Consider the following 24,237-nt stretch of genomic DNA (forward strand, 5'->3'; position numbering starts at 1 on the left):
CGCCCTGATTCCGGAGTACCCCGATGTCCCGACATACCGCTAACCTGAACCGCCTGCTGCACCCCAAGAGCATCGCCGTGGCCGGCGGCAGCGTGGCCGCCGAAGTGATTCGCCAGTGCCGCAAGATCGGCTTCCAGGGCGAGATCTGGCCGATCAACCCACGCCGCGAGGAGATCGAGGGCCTGCCCTGCTACGCCGACGTGGCCTCCCTGCCCGGCGTGCCGGACGCCGCCTTTCTCGCCGTGCCGCGTGAAGAAAGCATCCCGCTGGTGGCCGGCCTGGCCGCGCGCGGTGCCGGCGGCGTGGTGTGCTACGCCTCCGGCTTCGCCGAAGTGGGTGGCGACGGCATCGAGCTGCAGCGCCAGTTGCTGGAGGCGGCCGGCGACCTGGCCCTGGTCGGCCCCAACTGCTACGGCCTGCTCAACTACCTCGATGGCTGCGCCCTGTGGCCCGACCACCAGGGCGGCCAGCGCGTCGAACGCGGCGTGGCGATCATCACCCAGAGCGGCAACCTGGCGCTCAACCTGTCGCTGCAGCAGCACCACCTGCCGGTTGCCTACATCATGGCCCTGGGCAACAAGGCGGTGACCGACTTCGAGCACCTGATCGACGCCCTGCTGGAAGACCCGCGCGTCACCGCCATCGGCTTGCATATCGAAGGCCTGTCGGACGTCGCCGCCTTCTCCCGTGCCGCACACAAGGCGCTGCAGCGCGGCATTCCAGTGATCGCCCTGAAGGCCGGGGCTTCGGACATCGGCGCGGCGCTCACCGCCAGCCACACCAGCTCGCTGGCCGGCCCCGACGCGCTGTATGACGCGCTGTTCAAACGCCTGGGCATCGCCCGGGTGGAGGATCTGGCCGACTTTCTCGAGACCCTCAAGCTGCTGCATGTGTGCGGTGCCCTGCCGGGCCGCCGGGTCGGCGCGCTGGCCTGCTCGGGCGGCGACGCCTCCTTGCTGGCCGACCTGGGCCAGAGCGCCGGGATCATCTATCCGACACTAAATCCCGCCAGCCGCGACGCCCTCGGCAATGTGCTCGGGCCGCTGGTGCCACTGCACAACCCGCTGGACTACCAGACCTATATCTGGGGCAACGTGCCGGCACTGACCGACTGCTTCACCGCCATGGCCACCGCCGACACTGACCTCAGCCTGCTGGTGATGGACTTCCCCGACAGCCAGCAGGACAGCATCGAAGGCTGGGACGAGTCGGTCACCGGCTTTATCCAGGCCCACCAGCGAGTCCGCAAGCCGGCGATCTTCGTCAGCGGCATGGCCGAGTTGATGAACGGTCCCGCCGCACGCCGCCTGCTAGCCGCCGGCATCGCGCCGATGCAAGGCATGCGCGAGGCGCTGCGGGCCATCGCTGCAGCCGCCCGCATCGGTGAGCGGCGCGCCCAGCTGATGACGGTGGAGCCGCTCAACCCGCCGACCGCGCTGCGGGCTGGCGAGGCCGGCATGCTCGATGAATACACGGCCAAGCGCCAACTGGCCGCCTACGGTCTGGCGATCCCCACCGGGCACCTGGTGAGCCGCCTGGAGGAAGCGCTGCAGGCCGCCGAGCTGATCGGCTACCCAGTGGTGCTCAAGGCGGTGTCCAGCACCCTGGCGCACAAGACCGAGCTGGGCGCGGTAAAACTCAACCTGCGCGACGCCCAACAACTGGCTGGCGCATTCAGCGAGCTGGCGGCCAGCTTCGAGCAGTTCCTGGTGGAGAAGATGGCGGCTGGCGTGGTTGCCGAGCTGCTGGTCGGCGTCACTCGTGACCCGCAGTTCGGCCTGGCCCTGACCCTGGGTGCCGGCGGCATCCTGGTCGAGCTGCTGGCGGACGCGCGCACCCTGCTGCTGCCGACCTCGCGCAAGGAGATCGAACAGGCGCTGCGCGGCCTGCGCAGCTTCGCCCTGCTCGACGGCTATCGCGGCCGACCCAAGGCCGATATCGCGGCGCTGGTCGACGCGGTGGAAGCCATCGCCCGCTACGCCGAGGCCAACGCCGAGCACCTGCTGGAACTGGACGTCAACCCGCTGCTGGCTTTGGAGCATGGCGCAGTGGCGGTGGATGCACTGGTGCGCCTGGTTCAGGAGCCCTAACAGACTCGTCACCCTGCCCTCTTGCGCCTTGAAGAGGGCTGGGCCTGCAGCTGCATCTCCCCCAACCACGCAGGTCCGCCATGCACGCCATCTCCCCAGAACAACGCCAGGGCATCCTGCTCCTGCTGCTGGCCTATTTTGTCTATGCCGGCGGCGATGCGGCGGCCAAGTGGCTGGTGGCGAGCATCAGCGTGTGGCAGATACTGGCCATGCGCAGTCTGTTCGGCCTGGCCTGTGGCCTGAGCTTGGGACGCCGCTCGACCCTCACCCGCCTGGGCGATGCCGGGGTGCAATGGCGGCTGCTGCCGATGAACCTGTGCAACCTGGCCGGCTGGGCCTGCTTCTACACCGCCGCCATTGGCCTCGACCTGACCCAGTTGTACAGCCTGTATTACCTGACCCCGCTGCTCAGCACCCTGCTGGCCGGGCCCATGCTCGGTGAGCGCGCCGCGCCGCTGGCCTGGTTCGCCTGCGCCCTGGGCTTTGTCGGGGTATTGATCGCCGGGCCGCCGCTGGCCAGCCTGCCGGCCTTGCAGGCGCTGGTTCCCGGACTGCTGACGCCGATTTTCTGGGCGCTCACCGCGGTGCTGTACCGACGCAACGTGGCCAGCCACAGCGATGCCGAGCTGATGGCCAGCAACAACCTGCTGATGCTGCTGGTCTGCGCCTTGTTGCTGCCCTGGGTGTGGCAACCGCTACAGGCTGTGGATTGGCTGCTGTTGCTACTGCTCGGGGTACTCGGCGCGGCGGCCAACCTACTGTACATCATGGCCATCCGCCGTCTGCCACTGGCGCTGGCCAGCCCGATCTCGTTTTCCTCGCTGCTGTGGTCGCTGCTGCTCGGCTATCTGATCTGGGATACCTGGCCGAGCTGGAATTTGTGGCTGGGCGCGGGACTGGTGCTGACGGCCGCCGCGCTGTCACTGCTAAGCAGCAACCAACAGCCAGGGGTGACAGAGCCGTAATCGGCTAGGTATAGAGCCTCTCGACGTAGTCAGAGCAGGCCTGGGCGGCCTCGTCGGCGGTGAAGGCCGTTGGGTCTAGGTACCACTGGGTCCACAGGCCGTCGATCATCGACAGCAGGCCGATGGCGGCCAGGCGTGGATTGAGGCTCAGCCCGCGCTTGGCGGAGATCGCCTCAAAGATCTTCTGATAGGCGGCGATGTCCTCGCCCAGCAACTCGCGGTGCAGGCGCTTAAGGGTCGGCGACTTGGCGATGACGCTGACGAAACCGACCCAGATGCCGATGTAGTCGTGCTTGAACAAAGCCGGGCCGAAGGAGGAACGGATGATCGAGCGCAGCTGCTCCTCGGGGTCACGGTCGGCGCTGAGCAGCATGTGCCGGGTCTGGAAACTCCACTCCTCGCACAGTTCCTTGTAGGCCTGGCGAATCAGCTCGTCCTTGCTCTGGAAGTGGTGGTTGATCAGCCCACGCGACACCTGGGCCTCGTCGCAGATCTTCTCGATGGTGCTGCCGGCATAGCCGTATTTGGCGATCGAGCGCATGGCCGCCTGGATCAGCGACTTGCGCCGCACTTCAACGGTTTCGCGCACACGCGGTTCGCTGCTGCGCTTTGGCTTGGGACGGGGCGATTCCATGCTAGTCATAAGTTTCAATTCGCTGCTGAGCCTGGGCCGTGGCCGCCAGGCATTTCCATTCGGGGCACAGTGAGCTGGCGACCCGTTCTGCAGGCCGCCAGCCGGGGCACATGATAGCGCGTTAGCAGCGCCGCGCTCGACCAGCGCGGCTGACTACCGGCCTCAGCTATCGGACTTAAAGCGCAGCCAGTACTTGTTCATGATTTTCTGCACCTTGGGCGCGATGGGCAGGAAGGTGAAGGCGTTGGCGATGTCCTCGTCCTTGGGGAACACCGTGTTGCTGGCTTGCAGCTCGGCTGCCACCAGCGGTTTGGCGATCAGCACGGCGGTGGTGTAGGTGATGTGGTTGGTGGTGCTGGCGGCCATTTCCTTGCTCAGCAGGTGATTGATCCACTTGTAGGCGTTGTCCTTGTTCGGCGCGTCCTTGGGGATGCCCATCAGGGTGAACCACACGCCGGTCGCCCCCTTGGGTGTGAGGTAGACGATCTCATCCGGCAGCTTGGCCTCGGCCATGCGCTGCTGGATCACCGTGGCATCACCGGACCAGCCGGCCGCGATGCAGATGTCGCCACTGACCACGTCGTTGAGGTAGGAGGTGCTGAACTGGGTGATGTACGGGCGCACCTTCTGCAGCTCGGCGTAGGCGGCCAGGTAATCGCTCGGGTCCGTGCTGTTCGGGTCACGGCCCATATGGGCGAGAACGATGGGGAACACGTCGCTGGCCGAATCCATCAGCGAGATGCCGCACTTGCTTAGCTTCTGCGCGATGACGGGGTCGAGGATCAGGTCCCAGCTGTCGATCTTGGCATCCGCACCAAGCACTTCGCGGACCTTGGTCATGTTCACGATCAGGCCGTCGGTGCCCCATACATAGGGCACGCCGTACTGGTTCTGCGGGTCCTGCTGGGCCAGCTTCTCCATCAGCCCAGGATCGAGGTTGGTGCGATTGGGGATCTTCGACCAGTCGAGTTTCTCGTAGACCCCGGCCTCGATCTGCTTGGCCATAAAGGTCGACGATGGATAGACCACGTCATAACCGGTGTTACCGCCCAGCAGCTTGGCCTGCAGGCTGTCGTCGCTGTCCAGTACGTCGTACTTGACCTTGACCCCGTTGCTGCTCTCGAAGCTATCCAGAGCCTCCGGCGCAACGTAACCGGACCAGTTGACGATATTCAGTTCACTGGAAGCCAGCGCCGTAGCGGCGCAGGTCGACAGCAGCGCGCCGGCGAGCCAGTGGTTGAGTCGGCGATTGTTCATTGTTGTTGTCCTCGCACATACATCTGGTGAGCCACGGTGCCCGGCGACGGAACCGCCAGCACACCTCGACACCCCCTGCTCCCGGCCACTCAGCCATGGCAGGTTGGGCTTGCACCAACCCTACAACTAAATAAACGTTCAATCAATTATCTCAATAAAGTTTATTAGCCGCACAAACAGCCTATAGAGTCCGTATTCCAAGGGTAGCAAGACCTTATCGACTGGCCTGCAGAAGCTGCAGCGCTCAGGAAAACACGCAAAAACACAGAATATCGCCGCACCAGGATCGAGCGAATGCGACGACCAAGAGGCGACAAACGGGCCTTATGCGCAGCTCCACTTTTGCCAAGCAGCTGGCGTACAGGCCATTAACAGCAGAGCCATGCGCTATTTATCTAGATCCGCAGGGCTCCATCATTTAAGCCGGCAGGTTGCATTTTCAGCATTGCAAAATCTACTGAACAAATGTTCAATACAAAAAGAGCAGTTCAGCGCCGCTAAAAAGCGCTCGTAGCCTGGCAATTGCGCAACAAGCACACGGCCCCATAACAACAAGCTGCCTGCCCGCAGGCGCACCGCAGCCGAGGAACCCGCACATGTCTACTGATCCGCGCTATTCCATCCTGTTCGAGCCGGTCAAGATCGGCCCGGTGACCGCGCCCAACCGCTTCTTCCAGGTGCCGCATTGCAATGGCATGGGCCATCTGCGGCCGAACATGCTGGCCGCCATGCGCGGGATCAAGGCCGAAGGCGGCTGGGGCTCGATCTGCACCGAGGTCACCGACATCCACCCGACCTCGGATCAGAGCCCCTACGCCGAAGGCAAGCTGTGGGACGACGGCGATATTCCCGCCGTACAAGCCATGACCAAGGCCGTGCATGCCCATGGTGCGCTGGCCGGCATCGAACTGGCGCACCTGGGCCTGGCCTTCGGTAACCAGGATTCGCGCATGGCACCGCTGGCACCGTCGCACCGCTCCATCGTGCTGGACGAACCGATCCAGGCCCGCGCCATGTCGCTCACTGACATCCGCGACCTGCGCAAGTGGCACCGCGACGCCGCCCTGCGCGCCAAGCGCGCCGACTTCGACATCGTCTATGTGTATGCCGCGCACAACCTGTCGATCCTCCAGCAGTTCCTCCTGCCGCGGTACAACCAGCGCACCGACCAGTACGGCGGCTCGCTGACCAACCGCGTGCGCCTGCTGCGCGAGGTGCTGGAAGACACCAAGGAGGCGGTCGGCGACCGCTGCGCCGTGGCCCTGCGCTTCGCCGTGGATGAGCTGATGGGCGCGGACGGCCTGCGCTGCGAGGAAGAGGGTCGCGAAATCGTCGAGATGCTGGCGGAGATTCCCGACCTGTGGGACGTCAATATCAGCTCCTGGGAGAACGACTCGGGCACCTCGCGTTTCACCCAGGAAGGCTTCCAGGAGCCCTATATCAACTTCGTCAAACGGGTTACCAGCAAGCCGGTGGTCGGCGTCGGCCGCTACACCTCACCGGACACCATGGTGCGTCTGATCAAGTCCGGGGTGATGGACCTGATCGGCGCGGCGCGGCCGTCGATCGCCGACCCCTTCCTGCCGAACAAGATCCGCGAAGACCGCCTCGACGATATTCGCGAGTGCATCGGCTGCAATATCTGCGTATCAGCCGACTACAACATCGTGCCGCTGCGCTGCACGCAGAACCCGACCATGGGCGAGGAATGGCGCCGCGGCTGGCACCCGGAACGGATGAATCCCAAGCGCTCAGACGACTCGGTGCTGGTGGTCGGTGCCGGTCCGGCCGGGCTGGAAGCGGCGCGCGCCCTCGGCGAACGCGGCTACAGCGTGGCCCTGGCCGAGGCTGGCGACACTCTCGGTGGCCGGGTGATGCTCGAAGGTGCCCTGCCCGGCCTGGCCGAATGGCGACGGGTGGCCGACTACCGCATCCTGCAATTGCAGAAATCCACCAAGGTCGACATCTACCGCGACAGCCGCCTGGGTGCCGAAGACGTGCTCGGTTTCGGCTTCGCCCATGTGCTGCTGGCCACCGGTTCGACCTGGCGTAACGACGGCGTCGGCCGCACCCATCACCGCGCCATCGAAGGCCTGCAGCATCGCCCCGTGTACACCCCGGACGACCTGATGGCCGGCCGACTGCCCAGCGGCGAGGTGCTGATCTTCGACGACGAGACCTTCTATATGGGCGGCGTACTCGCCGAGCTGCTGGTGAAGAAAGGCTGCAAGGTAAGCCTGGTGACGCCCTTTGCGGTGGTCTCGCCCTGGGCGCAGAACACCATGGAACAGGGCCGCATTCAGGCGCGACTGATGGAATTAGGCGTAACCCTACTGACCAACCAGCGCCTGCATGCGCTGGACGGCGAAGGCGCGCTGCTGGCCTGCGGCTACACCGACCGCATCAGCCGCCTGGCCACCGACGCCGTGGTGCTGGTGACTGAGCGCAGCCCCAACGAGCAGCTGCTGCTCGACCTGCAGGCCAACTCGGCGACGCTGCACGACGCCGGAATCAAGACCCTGCGCGCCATCGGCGACTGCCATGCGCCGGGGATCATCGCCAGCGCCGTGTACCACGGTCACCAGGCCGCCCGCGAACTGGAAGAGTCGGAGGAAGCCATCGCCTTCCGCCGTGAACGCATCATCGTCCACAGCTGATCAACAGGAGCCACCCGTGAACCCAAGCATCGACTGCATCATCGATTTTGCCACCAGCCAGGCGCTACCCATGGAAGAGACCATCGACCACCCAGACCTGTTCTCCCCACCCTACCAGGCCAAGACCTGGACCCACTACAGCGACCCCAGTGGGGTATTCGCGGCTGGGGTCTGGGAGGCAGAATCCTGTATCGAGAAGTTCGTCGCCGAGCACGAAGAGTTCTGCCACATTATTCAGGGCAGCGTGCGCCTCACCGATGAACAGGGCTATGCCAAGACCTTCGGCCCGGGCAGCCAGTTCACCATCGCCGCCGGTTTTCGCGGCCTCTGGGAAAACCTCGGCCTGGTGCGCAAGGCCTATGTGATCTGGACTCCGCCAAAACCCGCCGAACAGCCGGCCAGCCTGCTACAACCATAAGAACCAGCCCAGCAAGATCGAGAGCCACCCATGAGCAGAGCAACCCTTTTGGCCCTGGCCTGTTCCACCGCCCTGGCAACCAGCACCTGGGCCGGATCGGAGCCGGCGGTGGTGAATATCTACAACTGGGCCAACTACATCGAACCGCAGGTGCTCAAGGACTTCCAGCGCGACACCGGCATCCGTCCGGTGTACGACGTCTACGACTCTAACGAGACCCTGGAGGGCAAGCTGCTGCCGGGCAACAGCGGCTACGATCTGGTGGTACCGTCCAACCACTTCCTCAGCCACCAGATCCAGGCCGGGGTGTTCCGCAAGCTGGACAAGGCACGCATCCCCAACCTTGCGCAGCTCGACACCCAACTGATGGAGCAACTGCAACGCAATGACCCCGGCAACCAGTACGGCGTGCCTTATCTATGGGCCTCCACCGGCATCGTCTACAACATCGACAAGGTGCGCACCGCCCTCGGCGAGGAGATCCTCGACTCCTGGGCCCTGCTGTTCGAACCGCGCTATATGGAGAAGCTGGCCAGCTGCGGCGTGGCCATGCTCGACTCGCCGGACGAAGTGCTCAACTCGGTGCTGCTGTACCTGGGTATCGACCCCAACGCCGCCAGCGCTGACGACTACCGCAAGGCCGAGGCGCAGCTGCTGAAGGTGCGCCCCTACATCACCTACTTCAACTCGGTGAAACACACCGCCGACCTGGCCAATGGCGAGATCTGCATCGCCCTGGCCTATGCCGGCGACGCCGGCCAGGCCAGCGAAGCGGCCAAGACCGCCGACAAGCACCTGCGCATCGGTTACCTGATTCCCAAGGAAGGCGGCAAGATCGCCTTCGACATGCTGGCCATCCCAGCCGATGCCAAGCATCCCGAAAACGCCGAGACCTTTATCAACTACCTGCTGCAGCCCAAGGTCATGGCGCGGATCACCGACTACGTGCGCTACCCGAATGCCGTGCCGGCCTCCCGCCAGCATATGACCCCAGAGGTGGCCAACGACCCCATCCTCTACCCGGGCGACGAGGCCATGCGCCACCTGGTGGTGCTGCAACCACAGTCCGCCGAGCTGCTACGCCTGCAGACGCGCAGCTGGAACCGGATCAAAAGCGGGCAATAAAAGCCTTAGAGCCTGTTTTCAGATCTCGCGAGCTAGAGAAAAACAAGGCGAAAACGGCTGAGGAAGCGGAGTTTACGAGTTGTAAATGAGCATTCCGAAGCCGTTTTCAACGCAGTTTTTCCGACGCGTAGCAGATCCGAGACAGGTTCTTAACTGCGCAGCAGGGTGCCGAAAACCTGGCGACCATCCTCGGCGACCTTGCCGGCCAGCTGTAGCGGGGTGCCGTCGAGTAGCTGGCAGCTGAGGCGGAACAGCCCGGCGGGTGCCTGCAGCACGGCTTGCTGCACGGCCGCACGATGCTGCTCCTGCAGGCCCGCCAGCAAGGTATCGAGATCATTCAGGCGGGCGTTACCGCGCTTGCCCAGCAGCTTGCGGGTGATACCGTCGCATTCCAGCTCGCCGCCATCGCGCAGATAACGCCAGGTGCCGGCGCCCAGCGCTTCGAGCAGCTCGCGGCTGGCGCGCTGGCCTTCTTCGGCCTGGCGCCGCGCCGTGTTGTCCATGCTGATGCCGAGCATCTTCACCACCCGCCCGGCCGAGTCGCGGATCGGCGTGGCCCGCGAGGCGATCCAGCGCAGCTCGCCGCTGGGAGTGCGCAGGCGGAAATCGCTGTCGAACGGCTGACCATCCGCGAAGGCCTGCGCATAAATGCGCTGCAGGGCCTCGGCGTCCGCCGCCTCGATCAGCGGCCAGAACTCCTCGTTGCGTTTCAGCGCCCAGCCATAGACCTGCTCGACATTGCTCGAATAGCTCACCTCGTCGGTGAGCAGGTTCCATTCCCAGGTGACGATGCGCGCGTTCTCCAGCGCCAGCTTCATCCGCGCTTCGCTTTCCATGATCTCGGCGGTGTACTTGCGCCGCACATCGGTCATCGGCAACGCCTGCGGTGCAGCCACCTGGGCGTCCTGCTGGGTCTGTTCGCCATAGCGCAGCCAGATCCAGTTGACCCGCAACAGGTCGGCCAGACGACGCAGATTGGCTTCGTCGATCTCGCCACCGCGGGTCCATTTGTGCACCGCGGTGCGCGAAATACCCAGCACGCTGGCCACCGCCTGCAGGCTCAGGCGGTTGTATTCGAGCAGTTCCTTGAGGCGGAAGGCAAAGCTGTTGGCATCCATTAATCGACCTTGCTCAGCACAGATGAAAAACCGGCCCATGACGGGCCGGGGGGCGATTATACACAGCGCCCGGCTTCGCTCAGGGCTACCAGCACCCGTTCACAGGTCCAATACCAACCGCGCGCCGCGCGCCCGCGACACACAGATCATCAGGGTCTGCTGGGCGGCCTTCTCCTCGGCGCTGAGGTACTGGTCGCAGTGCTCCACTTCGCCGTCGAGAATGTGCGTCTCGCAGGTGCCACACACGCCCTCGCGGCACAGGCACTCGACCTGGGCGGCATTGGTTTTCTCAATCGCCTGCAGGATGCTGATGCCCTCCTCCACCTGCAGCTCGCGGCCGGAGCGGGCCAGCACCAGGGTAAAGGCAGCACCGGCCGCCGGTGCCGTGGCGAACTGCTCCCAGTGCACGCGGCTGTCGGCCACGCCCTGCTGTTTGGCCTGGGCGATCACCGCGTCGATCAGCGGTTTCGGCCCACAGACATACAGGTGCGCATCGTCCGCCAGGCCGCCGATCAACTGCTGCAGGTCGAGCTTGCGGCCCAGGCTGTCGATATAGAAACGCACATGCTCGGCGTGCGGTCCCTCGCTCAGCTCGTCCTGGAAGGCACCGTGCTCCGGGCTGCGGAAGGCATAGTGCAGCTCGTAGCGGCCACCCTGGGCGCGCAGCTCATGCAGTTGGGCGAGGAACGGGGTGATGCCGATACCACCGGCGATCAGCACATGCCGGCCCGCCGCCGGGTCGAGGGCAAACAGGTTGTTCGGCGTGGAGATGCTCAGCTCGCTGCCCACCGCGACCTGCTGGTGCATAAAGGCCGAGCCGCCCTTGGACTGCTCCTCCAGGCGCACGCCGATCTGGTAGCTGCGGGTGTCGGCCGGGTCGCTGAGCAGCGAGTAGGCGTTGCTGAACTGCTGCCCGCCAGCCCCCTGCATCTGCACGATGATATGGCTGCCGCCGGTAAAGTCCGGCAGCGCCTGACCATCCGCGCGCACCAGACTGAAGCGCTTGATCAGCGGCGTCAGTTGCTCGACCGCGCTCACCCGCACCTTGATCATTTCGTATTTGCTGGCCATGGCTTACCTCCGCTGTGGCACTGGGCGACGCCGATACAGGCAGCGTCGCATTGAACCCGAGTCCTGGCGCTTACACGGCCAGGCACAGGTATTTCATTTCCAAGTAGTCATCGATGCCGTACCTGGAGCCTTCGCGGCCCAGACCGGATTGTTTCAGCCCGCCAAACGGCGCGGCTTCGCTGGAGATCGCGCCGGTGTTGATGCCGACCATGCCGAACTCCAGGGCCTCGGCCATGCGCCACACACGGGCGATATCGCGGCTGTAGAAATAGGCGGCCAGGCCATAGGGCGTGGCGTTGGCCAGTTCCAGCACCTCGGCTTCGCTGCTGAAACGCTGCAACGCCGCCAGCGGCCCGAAGATTTCCTCATCGAGCAGTTGCATGCCCGGGCGCACATCGCCCAGTACCGTAGGCTCGAGAAAGCAACCGCCCAACTCATGCACGCTGCCGCCCGCCAACAGGGTCGCGCCCTGCTCCAAGGCGTCGGCGATCAGGCCGCGCACCTTGGCCAGCGCGTTGGCGCTGATCAGCGGGCCGATCTGACTGCCGGCCATGCAGCCATGGCCGACGCGCAACTCACGCACCCGGGCGACGAAGCGCTCGGCGAAGGCCGCATACAGCGACTCATGGATATAGAAGCGGTTGACGCACACGCAGGTCTGCCCGGCGTTGCGGAACTTGGCGGCGATCGCGCCCTCCACCGCGGCGTCCAGATCGGCATCGGCAAACACGATAAAGGGCGCGTTGCCGCCCAGTTCCAGAGAGACCTTCTTGATCATCGGCGCGCACTGCGCCATCAGCAAACGGCCGACCGGGGTCGAGCCGGTGAAGCTGAGCTTGCGCACCAGTGGGTGACCGGTGAGCTGCGCACCAATGGCCTGGGCATCGCCGGTGACCACGCTGAACACCCCAGGCGGCACCCCGGCGCGCTCGGCCAGGGCGGCCAGGGCCAGGGCGGAGAACGGCGTCTCGTTGGCCGGCTTGAGCACCATGCAGCAGCCGGCGGCCAGGGCCGGGGCGACCTTGCGGGTGATCATCGCCGCCGGGAAATTCCACGGGGTGATCGCCGCGCATACGCCGATGCCCTGCTTGAGCACCAGCAGGCGCTTGTCCGCCGGCCCCGGAATCAGGTCGCCATAGACGCGCTTGGCCTCCTCGGCGAACCACTCGACATAGGACGCGGCATAGGCGATCTCGCCGCGCGCCTCGGCCAGCGGCTTACCCTGCTCCAGGGTCATCAGCAGCGCCAGGTCTTCCTCATGCGCCAGCAGCAGGTCGTGCCAGCGGCGCAGGATGCGTGCGCGCTCGCCAGCGGCCAGCGCCTGCCAGGTCGGCAGCGCCGCCTGCGCCGCGAGGATCGCCCGCTCGGCCTCGACCGCGCCCATCAACGGTACCGTGCCGAGCAGCTCGCCACTGGCCGGGTTGTGCACCGCCAGGGTCGCGCCGCTGTCGGCCGCGCACCAGGTGCCGCCGATATAGGCCTGCTGGCGTAACAATTGGGAGTCATGCAACTGCATATCAGCGATCCAGGTGGGTGACGGCGATCAGGTTGTGGAAGTGCGCAATGCCGTGCTCGCTGATGCCGCTGCGCTGGCGGTCGGTCATGATCCGCCCCTGGCCGCGATAGCCGCGGGACTTCAGGCCCTTCTGCACGCTCTCCACCAAGCGCAGGTCTTCCGGGCGGAACACGTCGCGGTACCACTCGATCAGCGCCTGCTGATCAGGGGTGATGTCCTGGTTGAGGAAGTAGATGTCGTAGTGCTGGCGGGTGGTTTCCGCATCGATCGGGAACTCGTAGATCGCGGTCATGAAATTGCCGCCGGGCGGCGCGTTGAACATGGTGCAGGGCCAGGCCCAGAAGCCGCTGAAGGAAGCGTCCTTGATCGACTCGTCGAACTTGAAGGACTTCTCCGAAGGCTTGGCCAGGCCGTATTGCAGGGTCCAGTTGCCATGCAGGCTGTGGCTGTACTGGCCCACGTCCACCGAGTCGGCAAAGCCCGGGTGCGCCGGCGCGCAGTGGTAGCACTCCATGTAGTTGTCGACGATGGACTTCCAGTTGGCCGGGGTGTCGGTGGCGAAGCGCGCCGCCAGGTGCAGCTCGTCCACCACCGGACAGGCCTGGCGCAGGCGCTCATCCAGGCCCGGCAGCTGCTCGGCGACCGGGCCGGCGTCCGGGTTCATGTTGATAAAGACGAAGCCGGCGTATTCCTCGACCTTCAGCTGTACCAGGCTGGAGCTGTCCTTGTTGAACTCGGCCACGTTCTCGCAATTGCGCGCATGGGCCAGCTCGCCATCCAGCTTGAAGGTCCAGGCGTGGTATGGGCAAGTGATGACGTTCTTGGCCTTGCCGCTGCCCTGCAGCAATTGGTGACCACGGTGCGGGCAGACGTTGTAGAAGGCGCGCAGCACGCCATCGCGGCCACGCACGACGATGATGCTCTCGCCTATCACCTCGCGGGTGATATAGGCATTGCTCTCGGCGACTTCGCTGCGATGGGCCAGGCAGATCCAGCTGTTGGCGAAGATCTTCTCCTTCTCGAAATCGAACACCCGCGGGTCGCTGTAATAGCTGGCCGGCAGGGTGTAAGCCACTTCGGGATTGGCGCAGAAATCAGGGCCCAGCTTGGCAAACTCGTTCATCACACACTCCTCGGCACAGGGGGTTGGCAATCGCAATAACCGACGGGAGCTTGTTTACCTTTAGTTAACAACCAGGCCATGCGCCTATCTGGCGCTGAGCAGCTGACGACTTCTGCACCCGCCCCCACCAGGGAACACGGGGAAGAAAATTTGTTAACTTAAGGTTAACAGCAACCTTTAGTTAACATTCTGCTCCAATTGAATAACCTGCGCAATACCGTTTGCTGCAGAACAGCACTGCAAACAAAACGCCCCGACGCTGTTGCCAGCGTCGGGGCGTTTCTTTCGTGAATAGTCTGATGTCTCGACAGCCCAACCGCACTGGGCGGGATTAGCCGCGCTGCAGGGGGTGGGGCCGCTCGGCTTCAATCATGAGCCATTCAACTGCCAATCACCCCGCCGTCGTTCTTGGTGATCAGCACTGTGGTTGAGCGTGGTCGCGTCTTGCCATCGCTGGCCGGGAAGCTGATGCCAGGGTGTTGCACGTTTGCCCACATCGCCTTGCCGTCCGGGCTCCAGGCCAGCCCGGTGATTTCGCAGCCGCGCGGGCCGACCAGAAAGCGCCGCACCTCGCGCGTGCTGGGGTCGGCGCACAGCAACTGGTTGCAGCCCATGGCCTGCATCGGCGCTTCGAGGTCGTCGTAGTCGGTCTGAATCCACAACCGGCCCTGGTGATCGAAGGCCAGGCCGTCGGGCGAGGAGAAGATGTCGCCATTGATAGTGCCGGTAAGATTGGCCGCGACCGCCTGGCCATCCGGGCTTTTGGCCCCTTTGTGTTCGCCCGCCAGCAGGAACAACTCCCAGGTGAATGCAGTGGCCGTGGGCTCGCCGCCCTGTTCGTTGAAACGCAGAATCTGCCCGTGCAGATTCTGCGGGCGCGGATTGGCCTTGTCGGTCGGCTGCTTGTCGCCACGGCCGTCATTGTTGGTTAGGGCGACGTAAACCTCACGGGTTTGCGGATGCACGGCGGCCCATTCAGGGCGGTCCATTGGCGTGGCACCTAGCTGGTCGGCGGCGGCGCGGGCATTGAGCAACACCTCGCTCTGGCTGGCAAAGCCGTTCTCGGCGCTCAGGCCGCTCTGCCCGTACACCAGCGCCAGCCACTGGCCGCTGCCATCGGCGTCGAAGCGCGCGACATACAGCGTGCCTTCGTCCAGCAGGTCGCGGTTGGCGCGGGGGTTGGCCGCATCGAACCGTCCACTCGGGACGAACTTGTAGACGTACTCGCCCTTGGCGTCGTCGCCGGAATAGAAGGCCATGCGCCCGTCGCTGCCCAGGCTCAGCGCCGCGCATTCACGACCAAAACGGCCAAAGGCGGTGCGCTTGATCGGCTGCGCCTGCGGGTCAAAGGGGTCGATCTCCACCACCCAGCCGAAGCGGTGCGGCTCATGCACATGGCCACCGTGCAACTGGTCAGCATAAGGCGTGGCGTCGAAGCGCGGGTCGGCGCTTTCCCAGGCGTAGTTCTTGCTGGTGCCATCCTTCGCCAGGCCGTAGCGTTTGTGCGAAACGCGCGTGGCGTAGTCGGCCGGATCACGGTTGATAAAGTAGTTGTGCCAGTTTTCCTCGCAGGTGAGGAAGGTGCCCCAGGGCGTGATCCCGGTGGCGCAATTATTGAGGGTGCCGAACACCTGTAGGCCGCTAGGGTCACTGACGGTCTTCATCAGCTCATGACCCGCCAAGGGACCTGCGATGCGCATGGCGGTGAGCATGCTGATGCGGCGGTTGTAGGGCGAATCCATGACCCGCTGCCATTGACCGTCCTCGCCTTGCTTGACTTCGATCACCGATACGCCGTGCGCCGCCTGCTCCTTGCGCACCTCGTCCAGGGGCCGTGGCTTGGACTGGTCGATGATGCCGGACGGATGCAGCGGCGGGTTGACGTACTCGTGGTTCATCACCAGCAGGCCGCGGTCGCTTTCACCCTCGAAGGGGAAAAACTCCATGCCATCGTGGTTATCCCCGGCCTGTTTGAGCTGGGCCTGCCAATCGTCGCTGGCGTCCGGGTTCCACTGCGGCGCGCCAACCTCCACCGGGTCGCCCCAGGAGAAGAACGGCACGGCGCTGTAGCCCTCGGCGACCAGCACGCGGTCGAACTGCGGGTCGACCTGCAGCGCTACGCCGTTGAAATTCAGCAAGGGGCTGGCCGTGGCGCGACTGCAGGCACCGATTCCGCCGCCGAAGAAGCCCAGCGCGGCCAGGCTCAGGCCACCCTTGAGCAGGTTGCGCCGCCCCGGGTTGAGCAGACTGGCCAGCGGCGCGTTGGCGCTGGGGTTGATGACGATATCGTCGTGGGCTTCGAGGCTGGCGTGAAACTGCTGGTGATCCTGATTCATCACGGGGTCTCGTAAAAAGTGGGCGCGGCCTGGCCGAGGCCGCGCCCTAGAGCAGCGGCTGACGAGGCAGGCGCGGGGGTTATTCGATGCGGTAGCTAAAGGTGTTTTTCACGTTGGCCACGGCCACGGCCTGGCCGTCGACCACCCTCGGCTGATAGCGAAAGCTTTTCGCGGCGTTAAGCGAGGGGCGGATAAACAGCGGGTGGCAGTCGCCGACCACCTGCGGGTCTTCGACCCGGCCCTGGGCATTGACCCGGTAGCTCACCGTGCACTCGCCCTGAATGCCCTTGTCCAGCGCCCGCTGCGGGTAATCCGGAGCCTGCTTGGCAATCGGCAGGTATTGGCGGCTGGCGGCAGCCAGGGCTTCGGCCTGACGTGCGTGCTCGGCAGCAGCGCTGGTCGCTTGCTGGCGTTGCTGCGCGGCCAGTTGCTCGGCCGCCTGACGCTGCTGTTCCAGCTGTTTCAGTTGCTGCTCGGCCAGGCGGGTTTGTTCAAGGCGCGCCTGCTCGGCCCGCTGACGCTGTTGCTGCTCGACCCGTTTGTGCGCCAGGGCCGCCTGCTCGATCTTGCGCTGCTCACGGCGCGGATCGACCTGCGGCTCTGGCGCTGCCATGACCTCGGGCGCGGGCGCTGCGACAGGCTGTGGCACCTCAACAACGGGTGCTGGCGCAGGCACGCTGAGCAATTGCATGCTGATGGTCCTGACGCTCGGCGCAGGCGGCGTGTCCACCGCCCAATTGGCCAGCAGCAGCGCGCCCAGCAACAGGTGCAGGGCCGCCGCCAGCAGCGCTGCGCCGGCATTGCGCAGGTACGCCAGCGGCAGGTGGGGCCAGGCGAACGAAGTGGAACGCTGCATCAGCACGGCACTCACTGCGGCGTCTCGGTGATCAGGCCGAGGTTGCTCACCCCGCCCTGCTGCAACGCGGCGATGCCGGCCAGCACGGTGGCGTAGTCAGCGGCCTGGTCGGCGCGGATATACACCTGGGTGTCGCCACGCTCGGCGATGATCTGCGTCACCTTGGCGGTCATTTCCTCCAGGCCCACGAGGCTATCGCCCTGGCGTTCGCTGTTCAGCTCACTGCCCAGGTTCCAGTAGTAACGACCATCGGCCTGCACCGAGAGGGTGAGAATCTGCTGCTGGGTGTTGGTCGGCAATGCCTCGCTGGCGACCTTGGGCAGTTCGACCTTTACGCCCTGGGTGAGCATCGGTGCGGTGACCATAAAGATCACCAGCAGCACCAGCATCACATCGATATAGGGCACCACATTCATCTCGGCCTTGGGGCCGTGCTTGCTGATCGGTTTGCGCATGCTGGGCTCCTCAGGCAACCGCGCTGACGTGGCTGCTGGCGGCGTGCAGCTTGCGATGCAGACGCGCTTGCAGCTCGTTGCCAAAGCCGTAGTAGCGCGACGTCAGGGTGGCGACGCGGGCGCTGAAGCGGTTGTAGGCGATCACCGCGGGGATCGCCGCGAACAGGCCGATGGCCGTGGCGATCAGCGCTTCGGCGATGCCTGGGGCGACGGTGGACAGAGTTGCCTGCTGCACCTGGGACAGGCCGATAAAGGAATTCATGATCCCCCACACGGTGCCGAACAGGCCGATATAGGGGCTGACCGAACCGACCGTGGCGAGAAACGGCAAGCCCTTCTCCAGGTGCTCTTCCTGCTCGCTGATGGCCACCAGCAAGGAGCGCTCGACGCCATCGATCACCAGCTCGCCGGCAATCCCCGGCTCGCGCTTGAGCTGGATAAATTCGTGGTAACCGGCCTGGAAGATGCGCTGCAGGCCGGCGTCGGTATCCAGCCCGTCGCTGCCTTCGCGGTACAGCTGGGCCAGGTCATTGCCGCTGCGAAAACGCTGCTGGAAGTCCTTCAGCAGACGCTCGCTGCGGCGCAATACGGCGCTGCGCTGGAGAATCAGGTACCAGCTGAGCAAGGACGCCAGCAGCAGGCTGAGCATCACGGCCTGGACCAGCAGGCTGGCGTCGCTGACCAGACTCCACACGGTCATCTGTTCGAGGGTGTTGTGCATCGTTGACTCCTTGCGTAGCGCGCCCGAGGGAATCCCTCGGGCGCTATTCGATTACGTTTGTGTTGCGCACTGATGACAGCTGCCGTTATTCCAGACTCAGGGCTTTGGCCACTGCGGCCCAGGGCACGTATTTGTAGTTCTGCCTGGCTTCCGGCATGCGCTTGCGGCCGTCCTGTACCACCAGCAGGCCCTGACTCCAGGGGCCGCCGAGGTTGGCCGAGGTCACATCCAGGCCGTCGGTTTCCGAGGCACCATCGATGCCCAGTGCGGCGTTCAGGCCGATGCGGAAGGCACCGCGCACGGCATACGGCACCTGACCGTCGAGCACCACGTAGCTGTCGTTGCCCTGGCTGGAGACCACCAGGTAATTGGCCTTGGCACCGCGGTAGAACACCACGCCCTCGATGTCGGCACGCACCGTCTCACCGGCGCTGATCACCTGTTCAAGGCGGGTCGGCGCATCGGCGCGAGCGTCCAGGGCCCACACCGCCGTGACCTCTTCACCCACATACAGGCGCTCGCCCTGATCATCGGCCACGCAGCCTTCCGGTTGGCTGGCGACCTTGAACTGGCGCACCTGCTCGGCCTTGATCCGGCCATCGGCGGCGCTCAGGCGGTATTGCAGGAAGGTGCCGTCCTTGTCGTTGGGGATGGCGTAGAACGCGCCCTGACGGTCCTTGAACATGCACAGGCCGTAGATTTCCTTGAGCGGCGTTGGCACCTGGCCGAGGTCGCGTACCTCGCCGCTGCTGCGCTCGATGGCGAACAGCTGCAGGCTGTTGTGATCACGGTTACTGGCCACCGCCAGGTCGACCTGCACGCCGTCCAGATCAAACCCAGGACGCAGGTCGACGTTGTTCAGGCGGCCGACGCGCAGGTTCTGCAGCTGCTTGCCGGCCAGGTCGTAAACCAGCAGGCCGCCTTGCTTGTCGGTAGCCAATACGCGGCTGTTACTCGGTTGCTGCGGATTGACCCAGATCGCCGGATCATCGGCGGCATCGCCCAGGCTCGGCACCGGCTCGCTTTGCACCAACGGTTGCAGGATCGGCAGCGGCGCGTCCAGTTTCGGCGCTGCTGGCAACCAGGCCAGTGCGCCCTGCTGCAGGCCGTCGTCATCACGCACCAGCAGCTGCACGCCAGCGCCCGTGGTGCGCACGCTGAGGCCTTCTGGCTCGTTCAATTGACCGAGTGCCAGCGCCGGCTCGGCGCGCCAGGTACGGCCCGTGCGTTGGTAGCGATGCAGGCTGTTGCTCACCGGGTCCAGCGCCAGCACGCCGCCGGGTACCACAGCCATGCCGGCCACGGCCTTGGCGATATCGCCAAACGGCTGCACCAGGCCCACCGGATAACGCAGCAGGTCGGCTTCGGCGTGTGCCTCATAGGCCCACAGGCCGACGCCCTCCTCGTTGACGTAAAGCAGCTCGGCCTCATCGTCGACCTGGCAATACTCGCTGGCCGGCGGCAGGCTCAGGCTGCGCACGCGCTGCGGTTGCGCCAGGGGAATCTCCTGATTAGCGACCAGCCATTGCTCGCCGAGGCCTTCCTCACCAACCAGAAACACAAAGCTGTTGGCCGCGGCATCACGGTACAGGCACACCCCGTCGACCTTGAACGCCGGCTGCGGCACATACTGTGGCGTGCCCCAACGACCATTGGCCAGGTTGACCAGCATGGCCTGCTGGCGATCGACATCCAGCGCCGCGACCAGCAGGCCGCCTTTGCCGACGCGGTGATCGATGCTGGCAAAAGTGCCAGGCAACTGGGTGCGCGTAGCACCCTGTGCATCGAGCAGGAACAGACCCTGCTTCTTGCTGCTCAGCAGGCGCTCGGCACCTGGCCAGAAGCTGTCGCTGGCCAGCCATTGTGCGGCCTCGACCTGCACACCCGCGGCAGACGGCGCAGCGCTTAAGGTCAAGGGGCTGGCGTGCGGCTTGGCGTCCTGGCTCTGGCAGGCACCCAGGGCGATCACGCTGGCCAGCAGCAGGGATATACGGCTAAACGAAAACGGCATGATTCAGATAATCCTTGGGGCCCGCATCCGCCACCGCGCGCGTGAAAGCGCAGCGTCACGACGGATGGAGCCATCGATCAGAAGTGGGTAAAGGTCAGGCCGAGCTTGTAGGTCGGGCCGTATTCCTCGTACTGGGCGTTGTAGTCGCTGCGCCCGGTGTAGACGTAGTAGGACTCGTCCGTCAGGTTCTGCGCCTGGAAGGTCAGCTGCAGCGCCGGGGTGAGGAAGTAGCCGGCGCTGAAGTCGACGAACAGCTGCTCATCGGCATACAGATCGTGGGCCTTGTCATCGATCGCAGCGACTTCCGCCAGATAATCCGACTTGTAGTTGGCCGATACGCGCAGGCTCAGCTTGTCGTCTTCCCAACCAAACATCAGGTTGCCGACCGTGTCGGACTGGTTCGGCAGGTCGATATCACGGCTCAGGCCCTGGCCTTCGATGCTCGCATCGGAGCGGCTGAAGGTGGCGTTGGCGCCCATCAGCAAACCGTTCCAGGGGGCCGGCAGCCAGTCGAATTTCTGCGAGTAGGCCAGCTCCAGGCCATACAGCTCGGCGCTGTCGCCATTGGCGAAGGTGTTGGCCTCGGAGAACGCCAGCCAATCGCCGGTGCCGGCCAGGTCGGTGTTGTAAACGAAGCTGTCGATGTCCTTGTAGAACACGAAGGCCGATACCACCCCGGCACGCCCCATGTAGTGCTCGATGCCGAAGTCGAGGTTCATCGCTTCCAGCGGATCGAGGTCGGGCTTGCCGAAACTGGCCTCATCGCCGTCGATAACAAACCCCGGTGCCAACTGGCCGAAGGTCGGCCGCACCACGGTGTTGGTCCAGGCGGCGCGCAGCTGGGTGCTGTCATTCAGCTGGTAGCGCGCATGCAGGCCCGGCAGCCAGTGCTCGTAGCTATTGTCGCTCTGGGTCGCCTCATACTCGCCGTCGCGGATGCCGGTGCCCTTGGCGTCGAACTCGGTGCCCTCGTAGCGCACGCCGGCGATAAAGCGCCAGTCGTCGATGTCGAGGCTGTTCATCAGGTACGCCGCGTTGATGTCTTCGCTCATATCGAAGTCATTCACCCGCGACTCTTCTTCGTTGTAGAAGTCGGCCTGGTTCAGCCCGCCGAGCAGACGCTCGATGGCCTTGTCGCTGATGCCGGGGCCGAAGCGGCCGAGGCTGTAATCCACCGTGCCCTTGCTGAACTGGCTGAGGTTGAGCTGCTCATCGCTGAAGCCAAAGGTGTCGAGGTCCTCGTAGGTCCAGGCTTCCAGGTCGTTGTCCTTGTCGCGGCGGCTGACTTTGCCGCCGAACTTGACCTGCGACGCGTAACCGCTGAGGTCGTAGTCGCGGGCCAGGTCGAGCTTGATGTTCTTCTCGGTGTCGCTGGTGTCCTGCTTTTCCCAATCGACGCTGTCGAGGGTGAAGTTGTTCGGGTCGTAGAACGCCGAATCGATGCTCAGGCGCGGCTTCTTGCTGTCGCCAAAGCCAGCATCGGTGAAGTCGTCGTTGCCCTCGAAGGTGGCACCGGCGATGCCTTCCGGGCTGTCTTCGCTGGACTGGCTGTAACCGGCTTGGGCACCGACGGTCCACAGGCCGAGCATGCGCTCGCCGCCGAGCACATAGGACTGCACTTCCTGGGTTTCCTCGCGGCTTTTCAGCTCGCGGTAGCCCTCGGCATCGCCGCTCTCGCCGGCTTGCTGGGCATCGGCGAACTCGACGCCGGCGGCATTGCGCGTTTCGGTGTCCTTGTAGCGGCTGTAGAGGGTGCGCAGGTAATAGCTGGAGAGATCGTCCGGTTTGTAATCGAAGTTCAGGCCCAGGCCGCTGCGCTCGCGGGTAATGTCGTAGTCGCGCTGTTCCATGCTCTCCAGCTTCGCGCCATCCTCGAAGTCCCAGGCCCCGCCGGTTTCGACGTTGTCCGAGCCAAAATCGCGCTCCTGCCAACTCATGGCCGCCGCCACGCCGAAGTTATCGATGCCGTCGCCGAGGCTGAAACGGTCGCTGAACGCGCCGGAGAATTTCGGGCTGCTCTGGTCGGTGTTGTCGTCGTAGCTGCCTTCGGCCGTGCCGCTGTAGAACAGGCCGTCGTGGTCGAAGGCCGACAGGCTTTCCACCTCCACGGTGCCGCCGAGGGAGTTGGCGTCCATGTCCGGGGTCAGCGATTTGACCACCGTCAGCGCCTGCACCAGTTCCGAGGGCAATACATCCAGGGCCACCGCGCGGCGGTCGCTTTCCGGTGACGGTACCAGGGTGCCGTTGATGGTCACGCTGTTCAGGTCCGGGCCGATGCCACGCACGCTGACGAAGCGCCCCTCGCCCTGGTCGCGCTCCACCGACAGGCCCGGAATACGCTGCAGCGCTTCGGCAGCGTTGTCGTCCGGCAGCTGGCCGATGCCATCGGCATGCACCACGCTTTCCACGCTGTCGGAGTTGCGCTGCTCTTTCAACGCTTTGTCGATGCTGACGGCCTGGCCGACTACCTCGACATATTCGGTGGCCGGCTCAGCCGCCATCAGCTGGCTGCTGGCGGCAATCGCCAGGGCCAGAACGCTGATCGGCAAACCCGAATTGCGAGCGAAACTACTGCGTACCTTCATCATCGACCCTCCCCCGAAAAACCCAAATTGATCGCTGCCAGGCTGCAATGGCCGGGCTACTGGGGAGCGAACGCTAGGCAGGAGTGATGACGCTTCTGTGACAGCACTCGCGGCGAGGTGGCTAAACACGCAGGTTTCAGCGGGCTACGGGAGGCAATTGAGCTGAAATGACCGCCAAGGTGCCGCCGAGCAACGCAGCCGTGCATTTATAGCGCGGCAGAAATGCGCCCATGCGCATCGGCAGAAATCGTCTGAGCGTGGTAAAGCGCACTAAATCGGCGAAGAGCCCTGAGCCAAATTGACCTCCCCCACTGCAACCAAAGCGTCATCTGCATCTGTTGTGCTGGCGGCCATTACCCTCTGCGGAGCCTATTGGCCATGCCGCCACTGCTGAAATTGCACGTCTGGAAACTCACCGGTCTATTGCTGCTGGCCAACCTGGGGCTGCTCACGCATCTGTTCGCCGGCAGCGTGAAAACCTGGGCCGAACTGAACTGGACTGATGTCTTCGGTGAAGGGGGTTCGGCACTGCTGGTACTGGCGTGGATTGCCTTGCTGCTGAAAAGCCGCCCCGCCGGCCGCGTGACCAACCTGCTGTTCTTCGGCCTGGCCTGCCTGTTTTTCTCGCTGTGGATGGATGCGGTGGACGAATTTATCCGCCTGCCGGACAGCATCGGCTGGGATGAGTGGCTGGAGTCCGGGCCCATGCCCACCGGCTTTATCCTGATGACCCTGGGCATCTACCACTGGCACCGCGAACAGCTGGCGATCAGCGCGCAGATGGAAAAGCGCGAACGGCTGTTCCGCGAGCACCGCCTGTTCGACAAGGTCACCCCGCTGGGCGGTGCCGACTACCTGCGCTTGCAGTTGCAGCAGGCCTTGCAGGAAGCGCACAGCGAGCAGCAAGCGCTGTCGCTGGTGATCCTCGACCTGGACGACTTCAGCGCGATCAATCGCCATTACGGCCACGCCGAAGGTGACCGGGTGCTGCAGGTGCTGACCCAGGCGCTGCTGCTCAACCTGCGCCGTCAGGACCTACTCTGCCGCCTGGCCGGCGACCGTTTCGTCGCGCTGCTGCCGCACACTGGCGAACGCCAGGCGCGGCAGTTGGCGCACGAGCTGCAGAGCGCCGTGCAACACCTGGCCTACAAGACCAGCCAGCACGGCGAACGCCTGCAGTTACAGGCCAGCGTGGCGGTGGTAATGGCGCTGCAGGACAGCCCGGAAAGCCTGCTGCAACGCCTCAACCATGCCCTTGCGCGGGCCAAACAACCGCCGCAGATCAAGCGCGCCTGAGGC

General features: G+C 64.7%; 18 protein-coding genes. 6 read left to right on the plus strand and 12 right to left on the minus strand.

Translation table 11 applies throughout. The annotated features are described in order from the left end of the window. Window positions 1-23: 23 nt before the first annotated feature. Both WBK23_RS15310 and WBK23_RS15315 read left to right on the plus strand, forming a co-directional pair. Complete coding sequence (locus WBK23_RS15310) at window positions 24-2,090, plus strand: acetate--CoA ligase family protein (RefSeq protein ID WP_424484795.1); 2,067 nt, start codon at window positions 24-26, stop codon at window positions 2,088-2,090. 80 nt (window positions 2,091-2,170) lie between these two features. Then, window positions 2,171-3,055 carry a DMT family transporter gene (locus WBK23_RS15315; protein ID WP_424484796.1) on the plus strand — a complete coding sequence of 295 codons (885 nt, stop codon included), beginning with the start codon at window positions 2,171-2,173 and terminating at the stop codon, window positions 3,053-3,055. Between the two features lie 4 nt (window positions 3,056-3,059). Here the strand turns inward: WBK23_RS15315 and WBK23_RS15320 are convergent, their stop codons facing one another. Together WBK23_RS15320 and WBK23_RS15325 are read right to left on the minus strand one after the other, a co-directional pair. Beyond that, a complete protein-coding gene (locus WBK23_RS15320) occupies window positions 3,060-3,689 on the minus strand; it encodes a TetR family transcriptional regulator C-terminal domain-containing protein (protein ID WP_424484797.1) in 630 nt (209 codons plus the stop codon). 162 nt (window positions 3,690-3,851) lie between these two features. Further along, the gene (locus WBK23_RS15325) at window positions 3,852-4,946 is read right to left on the minus strand and encodes an extracellular solute-binding protein (protein WP_424484798.1); all 1,095 of its coding nucleotides are present in this window, start codon (window positions 4,944-4,946) and stop codon (window positions 3,852-3,854) included. A gap of 596 nt (window positions 4,947-5,542) precedes the next feature. On the opposite strand from WBK23_RS15325, the gene WBK23_RS15330 reads away from it, so the two are divergent. Genes WBK23_RS15330 through WBK23_RS15340 form a run of 3 tightly spaced genes read left to right on the plus strand, consistent with a single transcriptional unit; the run spans window position 5,543 to window position 9,146 of the window. Further along, window positions 5,543-7,603, plus strand: coding sequence for an FAD-dependent oxidoreductase (locus tag WBK23_RS15330; RefSeq protein WP_424484799.1), 2,061 nt, complete (start codon window positions 5,543-5,545; stop codon window positions 7,601-7,603). Window positions 7,604-7,619: 16 nt separating this feature from the next. Next, the gene (locus tag WBK23_RS15335; protein ID WP_424484800.1) at window positions 7,620-8,021 is read left to right on the plus strand and encodes a cupin domain-containing protein; all 402 of its coding nucleotides are present in this window, start codon (window positions 7,620-7,622) and stop codon (window positions 8,019-8,021) included. 30 nt (window positions 8,022-8,051) lie between these two features. After that, window positions 8,052-9,146, plus strand: coding sequence for a polyamine ABC transporter substrate-binding protein (locus WBK23_RS15340; RefSeq protein ID WP_424484801.1), 1,095 nt, complete (start codon window positions 8,052-8,054; stop codon window positions 9,144-9,146). A 149-nt stretch (window positions 9,147-9,295) separates the two neighbouring features. Here the strand turns inward: WBK23_RS15340 and WBK23_RS15345 are convergent, their stop codons facing one another. The 10 genes from WBK23_RS15345 to WBK23_RS15390 form a co-directional block, all read right to left on the minus strand. After that, window positions 9,296-10,264, minus strand: a complete 969-nt coding sequence (locus tag WBK23_RS15345) for a PAS domain-containing protein (protein WP_424484802.1) — start codon at window positions 10,262-10,264, stop codon at window positions 9,296-9,298. A gap of 99 nt (window positions 10,265-10,363) precedes the next feature. Then, window positions 10,364-11,335, minus strand: coding sequence for a PDR/VanB family oxidoreductase (locus WBK23_RS15350; RefSeq protein ID WP_424484803.1), 972 nt, complete (start codon window positions 11,333-11,335; stop codon window positions 10,364-10,366). Between the two features lie 70 nt (window positions 11,336-11,405). After that, window positions 11,406-12,851: an NAD-dependent succinate-semialdehyde dehydrogenase gene (locus WBK23_RS15355; RefSeq protein ID WP_424484804.1), complete on the minus strand. Its 1,446-nt coding sequence runs from the start codon at window positions 12,849-12,851 to the stop codon at window positions 11,406-11,408. Window position 12,852: 1 nt separating this feature from the next. Then, window positions 12,853-13,974 (minus strand): aromatic ring-hydroxylating oxygenase subunit alpha, encoded by a 1,122-nt coding sequence (locus tag WBK23_RS15360; protein WP_424484805.1) that lies wholly within the window; start codon window positions 13,972-13,974, stop codon window positions 12,853-12,855. Window positions 13,975-14,354: 380 nt separating this feature from the next. Continuing rightward, window positions 14,355-16,310: a PhoX family protein gene (locus WBK23_RS15365; protein WP_424484806.1), complete on the minus strand. Its 1,956-nt coding sequence runs from the start codon at window positions 16,308-16,310 to the stop codon at window positions 14,355-14,357. 79 nt (window positions 16,311-16,389) lie between these two features. Further along, entirely contained in the window at window positions 16,390-17,181 is a 792-nt protein-coding gene (locus tag WBK23_RS15370) for an energy transducer TonB (protein ID WP_424484807.1), read from the minus strand. Next, on the minus strand, window positions 17,178-17,621 hold the full coding sequence (gene tolR, locus WBK23_RS15375; protein WP_424484808.1) for a protein TolR: 444 nt from the start codon (window positions 17,619-17,621) through the stop codon (window positions 17,178-17,180). The genes WBK23_RS15370 and tolR overlap by 4 nt, the downstream gene beginning before the upstream one ends. A gap of 10 nt (window positions 17,622-17,631) precedes the next feature. Then, window positions 17,632-18,342, minus strand: coding sequence for a protein TolQ (tolQ, locus tag WBK23_RS15380; protein ID WP_424484809.1), 711 nt, complete (start codon window positions 18,340-18,342; stop codon window positions 17,632-17,634). 85 nt (window positions 18,343-18,427) lie between these two features. Further along, window positions 18,428-20,353 carry a phytase gene (locus WBK23_RS15385; protein ID WP_424484810.1) on the minus strand — a complete coding sequence of 642 codons (1,926 nt, stop codon included), beginning with the start codon at window positions 20,351-20,353 and terminating at the stop codon, window positions 18,428-18,430. A 77-nt stretch (window positions 20,354-20,430) separates the two neighbouring features. After that, the gene (locus WBK23_RS15390) at window positions 20,431-22,938 is read right to left on the minus strand and encodes a TonB-dependent receptor (protein WP_424484811.1); all 2,508 of its coding nucleotides are present in this window, start codon (window positions 22,936-22,938) and stop codon (window positions 20,431-20,433) included. Window positions 22,939-23,316: 378 nt separating this feature from the next. On the opposite strand from WBK23_RS15390, the gene WBK23_RS15395 reads away from it, so the two are divergent. Continuing rightward, window positions 23,317-24,234, plus strand: coding sequence for a GGDEF domain-containing protein (locus WBK23_RS15395; protein WP_424484812.1), 918 nt, complete (start codon window positions 23,317-23,319; stop codon window positions 24,232-24,234). Window positions 24,235-24,237 lie beyond the last annotated feature (3 nt).

It is taken from the genome of Pseudomonas sp., from assembly GCF_049653025.1.
GTDB lineage: Bacteria > Pseudomonadota > Gammaproteobacteria > Pseudomonadales > Pseudomonadaceae > Aquipseudomonas.

What these genes read in the sequence shown, in the direction of transcription:
- WBK23_RS15345 (WP_424484802.1), bottom strand. Translation starts at nt 10,264, where the DNA reads ATGGATGCCAACAGCTTTGCCTTCCGCCTCAAGGAACTGCTCGAATAC.
- WBK23_RS15395 (WP_424484812.1), top strand. Translation starts at nt 23,317, where the DNA reads ATGCCGCCACTGCTGAAATTGCACGTCTGGAAACTCACCGGTCTATTG.
- WBK23_RS15365 (WP_424484806.1), bottom strand. Translation starts at nt 16,310, where the DNA reads ATGAATCAGGATCACCAGCAGTTTCACGCCAGCCTCGAAGCCCACGAC.
- WBK23_RS15360 (WP_424484805.1), bottom strand. Translation starts at nt 13,974, where the DNA reads ATGAACGAGTTTGCCAAGCTGGGCCCTGATTTCTGCGCCAATCCCGAA.
- WBK23_RS15330 (WP_424484799.1), top strand. Translation starts at nt 5,543, where the DNA reads ATGTCTACTGATCCGCGCTATTCCATCCTGTTCGAGCCGGTCAAGATC.
- tolQ (WP_424484809.1), bottom strand. Translation starts at nt 18,342, where the DNA reads ATGCACAACACCCTCGAACAGATGACCGTGTGGAGTCTGGTCAGCGAC.
- WBK23_RS15340 (WP_424484801.1), top strand. Translation starts at nt 8,052, where the DNA reads ATGAGCAGAGCAACCCTTTTGGCCCTGGCCTGTTCCACCGCCCTGGCA.
- WBK23_RS15350 (WP_424484803.1), bottom strand. Translation starts at nt 11,335, where the DNA reads ATGGCCAGCAAATACGAAATGATCAAGGTGCGGGTGAGCGCGGTCGAG.
- WBK23_RS15390 (WP_424484811.1), bottom strand. Translation starts at nt 22,938, where the DNA reads ATGAAGGTACGCAGTAGTTTCGCTCGCAATTCGGGTTTGCCGATCAGC.
- tolR (WP_424484808.1), bottom strand. Translation starts at nt 17,621, where the DNA reads ATGCGCAAACCGATCAGCAAGCACGGCCCCAAGGCCGAGATGAATGTG.
- WBK23_RS15385 (WP_424484810.1), bottom strand. Translation starts at nt 20,353, where the DNA reads ATGCCGTTTTCGTTTAGCCGTATATCCCTGCTGCTGGCCAGCGTGATC.
- WBK23_RS15315 (WP_424484796.1), top strand. Translation starts at nt 2,171, where the DNA reads ATGCACGCCATCTCCCCAGAACAACGCCAGGGCATCCTGCTCCTGCTG.
- WBK23_RS15320 (WP_424484797.1), bottom strand. Translation starts at nt 3,689, where the DNA reads ATGGAATCGCCCCGTCCCAAGCCAAAGCGCAGCAGCGAACCGCGTGTG.
- WBK23_RS15325 (WP_424484798.1), bottom strand. Translation starts at nt 4,946, where the DNA reads ATGAACAATCGCCGACTCAACCACTGGCTCGCCGGCGCGCTGCTGTCG.
- WBK23_RS15310 (WP_424484795.1), top strand. Translation starts at nt 24, where the DNA reads ATGTCCCGACATACCGCTAACCTGAACCGCCTGCTGCACCCCAAGAGC.
- WBK23_RS15355 (WP_424484804.1), bottom strand. Translation starts at nt 12,851, where the DNA reads ATGCAGTTGCATGACTCCCAATTGTTACGCCAGCAGGCCTATATCGGC.